At 44.1% G+C, this 13,346-nt stretch carries 12 protein-coding genes and 1 pseudogene; 3 read left to right on the top strand and 10 right to left on the bottom strand.

The window, feature by feature from the left end:
• Window positions 1-4: 4 nt before the first annotated feature.
• The 5 genes from G5A70_RS07285 to G5A70_RS07265 form a co-directional block, all read right to left on the bottom strand.
• Window positions 5-1,054 carry an L-threonylcarbamoyladenylate synthase gene (locus tag G5A70_RS07285; protein ID WP_173749000.1) on the bottom strand — a complete coding sequence of 350 codons (1,050 nt, stop codon included), beginning with the start codon at window positions 1,052-1,054 and terminating at the stop codon, window positions 5-7.
• Window positions 1,055-1,116: 62 nt separating this feature from the next.
• Entirely contained in the window at window positions 1,117-1,815 is a 699-nt protein-coding gene (locus G5A70_RS07280; protein WP_173748999.1) for an N-acetylmuramoyl-L-alanine amidase, read from the bottom strand.
• A 120-nt stretch (window positions 1,816-1,935) separates the two neighbouring features.
• A complete protein-coding gene (locus G5A70_RS07275; RefSeq protein ID WP_173748998.1) occupies window positions 1,936-3,285 on the bottom strand; it encodes a glucose-6-phosphate isomerase in 1,350 nt (449 codons plus the stop codon).
• 60 nt (window positions 3,286-3,345) lie between these two features.
• Entirely contained in the window at window positions 3,346-4,089 is a 744-nt protein-coding gene (locus tag G5A70_RS07270) for a hypothetical protein (RefSeq protein WP_173748997.1), read from the bottom strand.
• 199 nt (window positions 4,090-4,288) lie between these two features.
• Window positions 4,289-4,987 (bottom strand): 5'-methylthioadenosine/adenosylhomocysteine nucleosidase, encoded by a 699-nt coding sequence (locus G5A70_RS07265; protein WP_173748996.1) that lies wholly within the window; start codon window positions 4,985-4,987, stop codon window positions 4,289-4,291.
• Between the two features lie 145 nt (window positions 4,988-5,132).
• Here G5A70_RS07265 and G5A70_RS07260 point away from each other — a divergent pair, with 145 nt between their 5' ends.
• On the top strand, window positions 5,133-5,378 hold the full coding sequence (locus G5A70_RS07260) for a TIGR03905 family TSCPD domain-containing protein (protein WP_173748995.1): 246 nt from the start codon (window positions 5,133-5,135) through the stop codon (window positions 5,376-5,378).
• Between the two features lie 50 nt (window positions 5,379-5,428).
• Here the strand turns inward: G5A70_RS07260 and G5A70_RS07255 are convergent, their stop codons facing one another.
• Together G5A70_RS07255 and G5A70_RS07250 are read right to left on the bottom strand one after the other, a co-directional pair.
• The gene (locus tag G5A70_RS07255) at window positions 5,429-6,169 is read right to left on the bottom strand and encodes a hypothetical protein (protein ID WP_173748994.1); all 741 of its coding nucleotides are present in this window, start codon (window positions 6,167-6,169) and stop codon (window positions 5,429-5,431) included.
• A gap of 70 nt (window positions 6,170-6,239) precedes the next feature.
• Window positions 6,240-7,460, bottom strand: a pseudogene (locus tag G5A70_RS07250) (endonuclease Q family protein); the annotation flags it as partial.
• 91 nt (window positions 7,461-7,551) lie between these two features.
• On the opposite strand from G5A70_RS07250, the gene G5A70_RS07245 reads away from it, so the two are divergent.
• A complete protein-coding gene (locus tag G5A70_RS07245) occupies window positions 7,552-8,913 on the top strand; it encodes an MATE family efflux transporter (protein WP_173748992.1) in 1,362 nt (453 codons plus the stop codon).
• A 72-nt stretch (window positions 8,914-8,985) separates the two neighbouring features.
• Here the strand turns inward: G5A70_RS07245 and G5A70_RS07240 are convergent, their stop codons facing one another.
• The 3 genes from G5A70_RS07240 to G5A70_RS07230 all read right to left on the bottom strand — a co-directional run bounded on the left by G5A70_RS07240 (window position 8,986) and on the right by G5A70_RS07230 (window position 12,192).
• The gene (locus tag G5A70_RS07240; RefSeq protein ID WP_173748991.1) at window positions 8,986-10,593 is read right to left on the bottom strand and encodes an MBL fold metallo-hydrolase RNA specificity domain-containing protein; all 1,608 of its coding nucleotides are present in this window, start codon (window positions 10,591-10,593) and stop codon (window positions 8,986-8,988) included.
• A 177-nt stretch (window positions 10,594-10,770) separates the two neighbouring features.
• Window positions 10,771-11,244 (bottom strand): DUF6147 family protein, encoded by a 474-nt coding sequence (locus G5A70_RS07235; RefSeq protein WP_173748990.1) that lies wholly within the window; start codon window positions 11,242-11,244, stop codon window positions 10,771-10,773.
• 15 nt (window positions 11,245-11,259) lie between these two features.
• Window positions 11,260-12,192 (bottom strand): DUF4367 domain-containing protein, encoded by a 933-nt coding sequence (locus tag G5A70_RS07230; RefSeq protein ID WP_173748989.1) that lies wholly within the window; start codon window positions 12,190-12,192, stop codon window positions 11,260-11,262.
• Between the two features lie 86 nt (window positions 12,193-12,278).
• On the opposite strand from G5A70_RS07230, the gene G5A70_RS07225 reads away from it, so the two are divergent.
• Window positions 12,279-13,346, top strand: coding sequence for an undecaprenyldiphospho-muramoylpentapeptide beta-N-acetylglucosaminyltransferase (locus G5A70_RS07225; RefSeq protein WP_173748988.1), 1,068 nt, complete (start codon window positions 12,279-12,281; stop codon window positions 13,344-13,346).

The following is a 13,346-nucleotide window of genomic DNA, read 5'->3' as shown; positions in this document are numbered from 1 at the left end:
CTCCTTAAAGATAAATAATATGATGTCCCGCTGCCTTTAACAGCCTGTTCATAATGGCCTGTCCCATACGGGGGGTATCAAAAGATTCCGAAAAAATACAGTCCGCCTTCTCTTCATCAAACGCTCTTAAAATACCGAAAAGATGCCTTGCGATTCCCTCTTCATCCTGTCTGGTGCCAATGCTTTTCACCACAGTTCCCTGATAGAATTTCCGGGTTTCATCTGTACCGATAACCCCGGTTCTCTTTCCCTGAGCCTGCAGCGCAAGACACTGCTCATTAATATACTGCACCACTTTTTCTGTGCTTCCCTGCACAATGGTCAGTTCGGCGTTTGGCGCATAATGACGGTATTTCATGCCAGGCGCCTTGGGCTTCACCTTCTCATCCGTAATCAGAAGCCCTCTGTCCATGCGAACCGGACCAATCACTTCTTCTATCATGGACTGGTTGATGTAACCGGGACGCAGAATCACCGGCACTTCCTCTGTAAAATCCACAATAGTGGATTCCAGCCCGATACCTACTTCACCGCCGTCTACAATCACCTCTATCTTCCCGGTCAAATCCTCAGCCACATGAGCCGCGCTGGTAGGGCTGGGCCGTCCGGAGGTATTGGCACTGGGGGCTGCGATAAAACCGCCGCCTGCCCGAATGAGCGCCAACGCAGTCTGGTGACTGGGCATACGCACAGCTACACTTTCCAAGCCTCCCGTAGTTTCATAAGGTACACGGTCACTCTTTTTGAAAATCATGGTCAGAGGCCCTGGCCAGAATTTTTCTGCCAGTTTTTTTGCTTTTTCCGGTACGTCCTCTGTAATCTGCGCCAGACTTTCCATATCCGCGATATGTATAATCAGCGGATTGTCGGAAGGCCTGCCCTTTGCGGCATAAATTTTCTGTGAAGAACCTGCATTCAGTCCGTCACCGCCCAGACCGTACACGGTTTCCGTGGGAAACGCAGCCAGACCGCCCTTTTTTATAACTTCTCCTACTTCCTGAAGCACTGTTTTGTCCGGGTTGTCTTTATCTACCCTGACTACTCTTGTATTCAATCCGCACCCTCTTCTTCCTTCATAAGTTTCGTTTCTCTTACGCTCTCCTATCATAACACACTTTATGCGTCCTTTTCTACCGTTTTTAGAAAATTTAAAATTCCGTCGCAAATGGCTTTTGCGCACTTTTTCTGGTACTTTTCCGTTCCCAGAAGTTCTGCTTCCCTGGGATTTGTCAGAAATCCCGTTTCTACAATGTTTAAAATTCCCTCGCTGCGTTTTAAAAGATAATAGGTCTGGTTCGCCTTCTCGGTTCTGGGCTTGCTTACCTCCAACTGTGTGTTTAACTCACCCTGAATACAGTTTGCCAGCTTAGAGCCTTGCACCGAATTGGTATAGTAAAATACCTGAGGCCCGCACACCGACGAATCCGGATAGCTGTTCTGGTGAATGCTCACCGTAAGAATCGGCTTTGTTTCTTTTATAATGGCACAGCGCTTCTGCATATCCTGCACTTTTTTATTCCGGCTGTTTTCCTCATAAAGCCCTGCGTCCGTTTTCCGGGTGAGCACGGTTTCATAGCCTTCTTTTTCCAGATATTCTGCCAGGTATCCGGCAATTTTTAAGTTGACCTCTTTCTCCTCCAGATTTCCGATTCCCACTACGCCGGGGTCAATGCCCCCGTGTCCGCTGTCAATGACTATCACGCCTTTGCTGTTTTCCGCTGTTTTATCCACCAGCACAGCCCCTTCCCTGCCCAGCATATATATGGCGCAGAGCATACACAGCGCCATGATTCTTTTCAGCCACTTTCTCCGCATAACTTCTCCGAAAAATTCCCCTTGTCTATAGAATATATGCAGACCGGGCAGGGTTCAACACAAAAAGAACACCGCCGCACAGGGCTTGTCCCACATACGGCGATGTTCTGCTCTTTTCTATTATAATCTTTTCAGCAATTCTTCTCTCTGCTCTTCGTATCCCGGTTTTCCAAGAAGTGCGAACATGTTTTTCTTGTAGCTTTCCACACCCGGCTGGTTAAATGGATTTACCCCGGTAAGGTATCCGCTGACGCCGCATGCAAATTCAAAGAAATAAAACAGCTGTCCCAGATAGAATTCGTTCTGCTCCGGAATTTTCACCATAAGGTTTGGTGTATTTCCGTCTGTGTGCGCCAGAATGGTTCCGTTCATAGCGCTCTTATTTACAAAGTCCATACCTTTGCCTGCCAGATAGTTCAGTCCGTCCAAATCGTTTTCTGCTGCTTTGATTACAACATCTTCTTTCGGTTCTTCAATAGCCAGAACTGTCTCAAACATAATTCTGGAACCGTCCTGGATAAACTGTCCCAGAGAATGCAGGTCTGTGGTAAAGTCTACAGACGCCGGATAAATACCTTTCTGGTCCTTTCCTTCACTTTCTCCGTAAAGCTGTTTCCACCATTCTGCTACATAGTGCAGAGTCGGTTCATAATCCGCCAGAATTTCCACGGATTTTCCTTTGCTGTGAAGAATGTTGCGCACTGCTGCATACTGCAGAGCGTCGTTTTCTGCATATGGAGCCTGCAAAGCCAGTTCTCTTCCGGACGCTGCGCCTTCCATTAATTTGTCAATGGATACGCCGCTGACTGCGATTGGCAGAAGACCTACCGCTGTCAGTACAGAGAAACGTCCGCCAACATCGTCCGGCACTACGAAGGTTTCATAGCCTTCTTCTGTTGCAAGGGTTTTCAATGCACCCTTCTCTTTATCTGTAGTTGCGTAAATTCTCTTTGCTGCCTCTTCTTTGCCGTATTTTTCTTCCATCATTTCTTTGAAAACACGGAAGGCAATAGCCGGTTCTGTCGTTGTTCCGGATTTTGAAATTACGTTAATGGAGAAGTCTCTGTCGCCGATTACCTCTGCCAGTCCTTTTACATAGGCACCGCTGATGTTGTTTCCTACATAATAAATTTCCGGTGTCTTACGGTTTTCTTTGCTCAGATTGTTATAAAATGGATGATTCAGAAAGTCAATGGCCGCTCTTGCTCCCAGATAGGAACCGCCGATACCGATTACCAGAAGTACGTCGGAATCCTTCTGAATTTTGTCCGCTGCTTTTTTTATTCTGTCAAACTCTTCCTTATCATAATTTACAGGAAGGTCAATCCACCCCAGAAAATCGTTTCCAAGTCCTGTTCTGGATACCAGCACTTCTTTGGCTGTCTCCACCATTTTTTCCATTGCTGCTACTTCTTCAGCGCCCACAACGTTTGCTGCCTTTGAATAGTCAAATGTAACTTTATTTCCCATTTTCTCTTCTCCTTTGACTTTTAGATTTCTTCTTTAGTTTAGCAGGTTCATAATAGTTTATCAAGTTAGAAATTCTTTCACCACATCTTTTACAATCTCCTCTTCCTCTTTACTGAGCAGATGGCTGTAACGGCTGTCTGTGGCTGCAGCCTCCATGATTCCCTGTTCTATCTGCCGGGCCGCTTTTTCTTTCTTCTCTCCTGTCTGGTTTTCCTTTTTTCTGCTGCCCCGGTTTTCCCTGCTTCCGGAAGTTCTGGCATTTTCCATAGAGATAATTTTTGCAGTCCCACTTCGGCAGTTTTCCACATAATCCAGAAGATTGGTTTCCAGTTCCTCCTCCTGATAGCCCGTACCAATCAAAAGTCTGCAAAGAAGCAGGACAATTCCCATGCCGATTCCCGTAAAGACCGCCACACTCATCAATGGCAGTTCCCTTCCCAGAACCAAAAACTGGTCCGCTTTGCCGCCCTGCTGCCGCAAAAGCAGAATCTCCACTCCCATCAATAAAAAAGAGAGGATAAAAGTTCCCCAGGAAATGCCCTTTATCTGGCGCATATTCCATAGTGCTATCTTTCGTCCTCTCATTCGTTTCGTTACATAAACAGAAGGGTTATGTATCTCTATATTGTCTTTTGCCAGCTTCTGATACTCCTGTACAAAGCCGCTTAACCATTTATCTTTTGTCTCCGACGGATTTTTCAAATCTCCCAATACTCTTTTGTTACTGTTGTAAACCGCCAGCATACTTACGAAACTTGCCAGTCCCATAAGGCAGGCACCAAAATAGAAAATCAGGTGCTCCATAGTTCCTCCTCTTTCTCAGCAGGTTTTTCCTGCTTTTTCTGACATGGGACTTTGCTTTAAGCCGCAATCGAAAAGCTTCCCATTGCATACTTAACGCCATATCCCCCTTGTCTATGAAACTATTATATAGCACCCTCTCCTGTTTGAAAACAAAAATCGGTCGACAAATCCATAGTGTCTGCGACATCTCTCCTGTTTTTTACAGTTCTTTCATCATATTTTCCACCAGGTTTACCGTGTGGCGGATGGCTTCTTTTTCAAAAGCCGGATAATCCATATGCGCGCTGTCGTCTGCCTTATCCGAAATCGCGCGGATAACCAGATATGGAATTTTGTTTAAATAAGCGGCCTGCCCAATGGCTGCTCCTTCCATTTCTGTACAGAAGCCCTCTGTATTCTGAATAATGTTTTCTTTTGTCTCACGGTCAGCCACAAACTGGTCCCCGCTTGCCACTCTTCCTTCAAACACCTGAATCTCCGGGTTCACTCTGCGGCATACTTCTGCAGCCAGTTTCCGAAGTCCTTCATCTGCCTGGAAAGCCAGGGTATCCATACGCGGAACCTGACCGATGGCATAGCCAAATTCTCTTGCGTCTACATCATGCTGCATGGTATCTGTGGATAATACAATATCCCCGATGTTAATTTCTGCTTTCAGAGAACCTGCAATACCTGTGTTAATAACTGCTTCCACTTCAAATTTATCTGCCAGAATCTGTGTGCAGATACCCGCATTGACTTTTCCGATTCCGGAACGAACTACTACAACCTCATGTCCGCTTAACTTTCCGCTGAAAAACTCCATGCCTGCTCTTTCCAATACGGAAACTTCTGTCATCTTGTCTTTTAAAATCGCCACTTCTTCTTCCATGGCTCCGATAATTCCAATTTTGTTCATGTCTTTTACCTCATCTTCTGGATTTCATAATGTCCTTATTGTACACTGTTTTTCTTTTTTTGGCTACACTTTCCTTTACCTTTCAAAACAGCCATGCTATAATGCTTTTGGAAACTTTTGAAAGAAAACAAAGGAGGACATCAGCATGGCTGTATACAAAACAAAAGGCGTATGTTCACGCTCTATTGAATTTGAAATAGAAAACGATACGGTAAAATCCGTAAAATTTAACGGTGGCTGCAATGGCAACACCCAGGGAATCGCAAGCCTTGTAAAAGGCATGAAAGTAGACGATGTCATCACCAGATTAAAAGGAACAGACTGTAACGGCAGAGGCACTTCATGTCCGGATCAGCTGGCCAGAGCGCTGGAAGAAGCAATGGCACAGTAATAGCTGCCGCAGAATGATACCGCCCGGTACATTCTGCGGTATCTTTTTGCCTAATTTCCCCATGGAACCTCTTCTGCCCGAACTTCACCGGTGTACATATTCACATAATAGCGAAGCCCGAAATCCGTAACCGTTCCTTCCGAGGTACTGTAAATTTTGTACTGAATAAACATATGGCTCTGTCCGTCGTCAGAAACCCTGTCATACACCACGGTTACCTCATAAGGAACGTCTGCGGTTCCCTGGTACGTCTCGATTCCTTCCTCCATCGTGGCATAAAAATTCCCTTTTGCATTGTACTGCATTGTGCAGGAGGGATAATACATGGAAAGCACCTCCTCATATAATTTCCCATAGGCATCTTCCACCTTTTCATAAGGCACCGCCTGCTTCGGCTCTTCTTTCGGTTTCTCTTCTTCCTGTGTGAAACTCCTGCCCTCTCCGGCCAAGAGCACCGCATTGGAAATCTCTGTCCGAAGATTCTGCAGCTCTGCTTTTCCGGGAATGGTAAATCCCAAAGCCGTCACGGCCGCAATGCCGTAAAAAAGCAGCAGCGTAAAACCGCCTGCAATACTTTTATCCGGATACCGTACCTTATACCGAATCAGATTGCTGATACCCAGACCCCCTATATAAATCCCTGCCAGACACAGCAAAAGATAGCCAAAAGCGGAAGCCATTTGCCTGCACGGATACCCCCTGCTTTTGCAAAGGAAAAGAACCGTGACTCCCGCTGCTGCCAACACACCATATAAGATGAGAAAAACCTTCGTCCATTCCCGTTTTTTCATGTCTCTTTCTCTCCTTTATTCCATTATCTCAAAGAAAATCAAACAGCCTCATTTCAAGTTTATGCTTCTAAAACAAGCGGATGGTACCGTATTCTCCGTCAAAGCCGGGGTGACGCTCCACCTGCCCCCGTCTCAGACGGCTGATACCTTCTGCAATCCTCGTACCTGCCGCACTCTGGATATCCTCCATTGGAACATTCCTGAGAATCTCAAATTCCGTTCCCAGGGTTCTGAGCATATGATGAAATTCTTTCTGCACTTTTACACCAGGAGAAGAATATCCCATTGCCTCAGCAATGACTTCCGGAAGAGGCATAAGATTCTCAAAAGGTTTCCTGCTGCTGTCCCAATAACCTTCCGAACGGTCTGCAAGAACTTCTACCCGATGTTCCACACCTATGGTAATCTTTTTTCCGCACACGGGGCATTTTCCACCATAAGCCTTTGTCTGGTCAGGAGTCAGACAGAGATGACATTTTCGATGTCCGTCATAATGGTACTTTCCCTCCTCCGGGAAAAATTCAATGGTTCCGTATAAACCTTCTCCTGTTTCTATGGCTTTTTTCAAATTCGCATAAGAAGGTTCTATTTCCAGCAGATTTGCCTCACGTCCCAGCTTACCGGGAGAATGGGCATCAGAATTGGAAATCAGCTGATAGTTATCCAGGCCAGAAACTCTCCAGTTCATAGGCGGGTCAGAAGACAAGCCGGTTTCCACCGCGTGGACAAAGGGCGTCAAATCTCCAAAACATTCCTCTACGGAATCAAAACCGGAAAAGGCTCCAAACATGGCAAAATGCGGAGTCCAGATGTGTGCCGGTACATAAATCCCCTCCGGCGTGGTTTCCAGCATAATTTCCAGAAGGTCTCTGCAGTCCAGACCCAGAATGGGCCGCCCGTCGGAGTGAATATTTCCAATCAATTCCAATCTGGCAGACAGCATGTCCGCCGCTTCCAGCCCGGGAAGCAGAAGCAGGCTGTGTACTTTTCGCACCTTATCCTTCTTTTTGTAGATAGAACTGATTTCTCCGGACAATACAAATCGCGGATCTATGGTGTCCGGCGTATTTTCATCCTGTATCCGGTATTCCTTTTTCAGCCTGTAAAGCCCTTCTTCTGCTGGTTCCAGCTTCTCTTTCAGTTCTTCTCTCCAGACGGGATGGGTAAAATCTCCGGTTCCGATAATGTGAATCCCCTTTTTTCTGGCCCAAAGGTCCAGATGCTCCAGGTCACTTTCCTTGCTGGTGGCTCTGGAAAACCGGGAATGTATATGTAAATCTGATATCAACATGAATATGCTCTCCTTATGATGTTTGAATCTTGCTTTTCTTCATTCCTGCTCTTATACTATATTATAGTATCAAAACGGAGGCTTCACAATTATGAATAAAAATTCTTCTGCTACACTTATGACAAACGGGCCTATCTGGAAAAGAATTATCGCCTTTGCCATTCCCCTTTTCTTCGGAAATCTGTTTCAGCAGCTTTATAACACTGCGGATTCGCTGATTGTAGGAAATTTCCTGGGAAGCAGCGCTCTGGCTGCGGTCAGTTCTTCCGGAAACCTGATTTTTCTTATGGTGGGATTCTTTAACGGTATCGCCATCGGCGCCGGAGTCGTGGTAGCAAAATATTTCGGTGCAAAAAAATTTGATATGGTGCAGAGAGCCATACATACCATTGTGGCTCTGGGCATTGTATCCGGTCTTTTGCTGACGGTCGTAGGTGTTCTGGCCGCTCCTCAGATTCTGGTGCTTATGGGAACACCGGCTGACGTACTGCCAAACTCGGTGACCTACTTCCGCATTTACTTCTGCGGCTCACTGGCCTTTGTCATGTACAATTTTCTGGTGGGAATTTTACAGTCTGTGGGCGACAGCAAGCACCCCCTGATTTATTTGATTATTTCTTCTATTATTAATATTGTACTGGATTTGGTTCTGGTGGCAGGTTTTCATTTCGGTGTGGGCGCGGCTGCTCTGGCAACGATTATTTCCCAGTTTATCAGCGCTTTCCTCTGCCTGCGCCAGCTTTTGAAAAGTCCCCGGGAATACCGGGTACATCTTTCCAATATTCGCATAGACTGGCTCATGTTAAAACAGATTATCAGCAATGGTCTTCCTGCGGGGCTGCAGAACTCTATCATTTCTCTGGCAAATGTAGTGGTACAGTCCAACATTAACAAATTCGGACAAATGGCCGTGGCCGGCTGCGGTTCTTATTCTAAGATTGAGGGATTCGGCTTTCTCCCCATTACCTGCTTTGCCATGGCTTTAACAACTTTTATCAGCCAGAATCTTGGGGCAAAAGAATACCAGCGGGCAAAAAAAGGCGCCGTATTTGGCGTCATCTGCTCTATCAGCATTGCAGAACTGGTAGGTGTGCTGATTTACTTTTTCTCCCCTTACTTTATTGCTGCCTTTAACGCTACACCGCAGGTGGTTTCTTACGGTGTAGCCCAGGCTCATGTGGTCACACTGTTTTATTTTCTCCTTGCCTTTTCCCACTGTATGGCGGGAATTCTGCGAGGTGCGGGAAAGTCTACTGTTCCCATGTTTGTTATGCTGGTGTGCTGGTGCATTATCCGCGTAACCTATATTTCCGTTGCCGTGAAATTTATTCCCGATATAAGAGTCATCTTCTGGGCTTATCCCCTCACCTGGACTTTAAGCTCCATTGCCTTTATCCTGTATTTTGTAAAATCGGACTGGCTTCACGGACTGGAAAAACAGACAGATTTCTAAATCTTTTCCAAAAAACAGTCACAAAGAGGGTAGTTGCTTTCTGTTATTTTATGCAGCTGCCCTCTATATTTCTCATCTATCCCATTTATCACAAAGCGTATTAATCTGGTCGGCAAATTTCGCCAAATCCTTGTTGCTTCCTCCTTCATTGTGACGAATAACTGCCATAAGCCTCTGCCCTGCTGCCACAAGTCTGGCAAATACTCCTGCTGCTTTCCTGGTTTTGGCTTTCTCCCGTGCATGCGTTACCACAACACCCACGGTTTCCTTCACAATCTCATTGGTCAGTAAGTCTACTTCCGTTCCGCTGTAAGGCGCCATAGCCGAATATCCCAGTTCGTTTTCCAGACGCTGTGCAAAAATGTCACATACCTGGTCATCTCCATGAGCCACAAACACTCTCTGCGGTTTCTCTTGAAAAGACGCCGCCCATTTCATTAATCCTTCATTATCTGCATGACCGCTGATGCCGGGCAAACGGACAATTTCTGCGTTGACATGAATATCTTCTCCAAAAAGACGGACATCCTTTGCCCCTTCTACCAATGCCCTTCCCAGGGTATTAATAGCCTGATATCCCACAAATAAAATCGTAGATTCCCGTCTCCAGAGATTATGTTTCAGGTGATGTTTGATACGTCCGGCATCACACATACCACTGGCAGACAAAATGACTTTAGGATGTTCATTAAAGTTAATGGCTCTGGATTCGTCACTGGTAATGGACAGCTTCAAGCCCGGAAATGTTATAGGGTTGATGCCCTTATTGATTAACTCCATCGCTTCTTCGTCATAACACTCTTTGTAGTGGTCCTTAAAAATACTGGTAGCCTGAACAGCCAGCGGACTGTCTACATAAACCTCAAATCCCGCGTACTCCGGGAGCAGGTTATCTTCTTTGATTTTCCTGAAAAAGTATAGCATTTCCTGCGTTCTGCCTACTGCAAAAGAAGGAATCACTACATTTCCGCCTCTTGCAAACGTTTTCCTCAAGATGTTTACCAGTTCATTGACATAATCCGGCTTTTCTCCATGACTTCTGTCTCCATAAGTGGATTCCATAATCACATAATCCGCACTTTCCAGATATTCCGGGTCTTTAATCAAAGGCTGTTCTGTATTTCCAATATCTCCGGAAAATACCAGTTTCCGTTCTTCATCCTCTTCCTGAATCCAAAGTTCAATGCTGGAAGAACCAAGCAAATGCCCGGCATCTGTAAACCGCACTTTAATTCCCTCTGCCAGTTGAATCTCGGTACTGTAATTGCATGGAACGAACTGTTGAATCACCCCTAACGCATCTTCCATGGTGTAGGCCGGCACAAATTCCGGCTGCCCGTTTCTTCTGGCTTTTCGGTTTCTCCACTCTGCCTCAAACATCTGAATATGTGCACTGTCACGAAGCATAATGTCACACAAATCACAGGTCGCTGCCGTTGCATAAATCGGTCCCCTGAATCCTCTTGCATAAGCCAGAGGAAAATCACCGGAGTGGTCAATATGCGCATGGGTCAGCAGTGCAAAATCCAAGTCTGAAAACGCTACCGGAATATCCTGATTTTCATACTGGTCCGGCCCCTGTTCCATACCACAGTCAACAATAAATTTCTTCCCCGCTGCTTCCAGGTAATAACAACTTCCCGTCACCTCATGAGCAGCCCCTATAAAAGTCAGTCTCATAAGAAAACCCCCTTTGTGGTAAAATGAATATTGCTATACTCATTATACCCCAACAAAGAGGGTTTTGACAGAAATTTATTAAGTTTTTAGAAAGAAATAAGCTGAGTTTTAAAATTGTTGTGAATTAATAGACAGTTTGCGAAGAGGGTGTGGATTTCTCTAAAAATACAAAGTCCATTAGTTAATTAAAATACCATCAGTAACCGGCATTTGACTTTCTGAAGCACCATTCTTTTGCGCTACACATGCTGCCTTTACTCGATAATAATATCCTTTTGTTACCGATACATTATAACTCTTTGTTAATAATGAAGTATTATATGCAGTATTAGAAAACGACTTCACATTTATCCAAGAACCATTTGAATATCTCTGTAAAGTTAACTCTAAAATCATTTTATCACAAACAACACTTCCTATAACTGCTCCATATACATTGACACTACCTCCACCATTATTTGTCACACTAGCAGTTCCTCTATTTAATAACTTTCCCCTTGTAATGCCTTCAAGTGAAACGGTTGAACTAGGAGTTTCAAGCAATTTAGAATCATCTATACTTTTTGCTTGCACGACATCTGCTTTCATACTAATATTAGTCATAACTAATACCATAGTCAATAGTGCTACTATTTTTTTTACTCTTTTCATTTTTACTCCTTTTCCTTAATACATAATTTTTTCAGCTATTTTTTTCATCTCTTCCACACTTATTTTCCCTAATACCTCATAATAGACATTTTTATATTTCCATTGTAGCATATATGTATTTTTCTCATCATTTTCTTCTATTTCCCACAACTTCACCTCAAGATTTGGCGTCAAAGTACTAACGATACTGTCTACATACCTTCCACTATCACCTGATGAAAGCTTACTTGATTGCTTATCACTAGCGTAAATCAACCAGCTTATGAGTTCACCATTATAATTATATTGAAAAATAGCTATTTGAGCTTCCGCATCAATACTACAAATTTCGTATTTCAATCCGCTAGGTTTGTAAAACAACTGTGGCAATGTTATACCAAAAGTATCCTCAATATTTTTAAACGCTTCCGCCTCTGTCCTATTAGACTGAACAACATCGCTATTATTAACTTTTGTACTCACATCATTCCCAACTAACCTATTCACTTCCTGCATAACATAAGTTCTGTTCGCTTCGCTGCTCATGCTGACGCCGAAAATTCCAATCAACGTCACAGCCGCATAAGCCGCATATTTCATCACTCTCCTTCTCCAATATCCTTTTTCTTTCCTGTAGACATTCCTGTCTTTCTTCTTTTCCATATTCAGTTTTTCTTCTCTTAATTTTTCTTCTTTTGTACTTTTTTCTCTATCATCTACATTTACATTGCTTGCAGAATTGTCCGCCTCTGTAAAAAATCCCTGCTCTCTGGCTTTGCTCATCAACCGCTGGAACTTTTCTTCTGTCGGCTTCCAGTCTTCGGAATCAGGAATACTGTCCAGTTCTTTTTCAATATCTGCAGCCTCTTCCAGAAATCGTCCATGAATCCACTGGTTAAACTCCTCATCACTTAATTCCCGGGGTAAAGAAGATATTTTATCGTTTTTATTTTCTTTTAATTTACCCATGAAACTCCTATCTTTCCTTGACTTTTCCTGACAAGTGTATCATATTATCTTATAGTTACTATTATGAACCAATCAGGAGGCACACCATGAAACATATCGTACTTACCGGTGGAGGTACTGCCGGACACGTTACCCCGAATATAGCTATGATTCCACGTTTAAAAGAACTGGGATATCAAATTTCTTATATCGGTTCTTATGAAGGAATCGAAAAAAAGCTCATCGAAGAACTGGGAATTCCCTATTATGGCATTTCCTCAGGTAAGCTGAGACGTTATTTTGATGTAAAGAACTTCACTGACCCGTTCAAAGTTATGAAAGGTTTCCTTGAAGCAAAAAAACTTATGAAACAATTAAAACCCGATGTTGTATTTTCCAAAGGGGGATTTGTAACTGTCCCTGTGGTAATTGCCGCAAGCAGGAAAAAAATCCCTACTTTTATTCATGAATCGGACATGACACCGGGACTTGCTAATAAACTTTCCATTCCTTTTGCAACCAAAGTCTGCTGTAATTTTCCTGAAACTGTAGAGCACCTTCCGGCTTCCAAGGCTGTCCTTACCGGTACGCCTATCCGCCAGGAATTATTGTCCGGAAACCCTGACCGTGCAAGGAAATTCACGGGACTGACCTCTGATAAACCAGTGATTATGATTATCGGAGGAAGTCTAGGGGCCGCTGCTGTCAATGACGCTGTACGGACTGTCCTTCCTGAACTTTTGAAAGATTTCCAGATTGTTCACCTTTGCGGAAAAGGCAAACTGGACGAATCCCTAAAAGAGACCAAAGGATATGTACAATATGAATACATCAAAAAAGAACTGGCCGATTTATTCGCTCTGGCTGATCTTGTAATTTCCCGCGCAGGCGCCAACGCCATCTGCGAGCTCAGCGCATTGAATAAACCAAATCTTTTGATTCCGCTTTCTGCCCGCGCAAGCCGCGGAGACCAGATTCTAAATGCACGTTCCTTTGAACATCTGGGTTACAGTAAAGTTCTGGAAGAAGAAGAACTTACAAACGAAGCTCTTTTAGACGCTGTTCGCGATTTATATGAAAACCGCGAAACTTATATGATGGCCATGTCTTCCAGCAAACAACAGAACTCTATCGAGCAGATTGTTCAATTATTTGAGAATGCAGTGAACAAATAA

The organism is Blautia hansenii (assembly GCF_013304445.1).
Taxonomy (GTDB): domain Bacteria; phylum Bacillota; class Clostridia; order Lachnospirales; family Lachnospiraceae; genus Blautia.
Note: the sequence above shows the minus strand (reverse complement) of the source record. Positions and strands in the feature narration are given on the sequence as shown.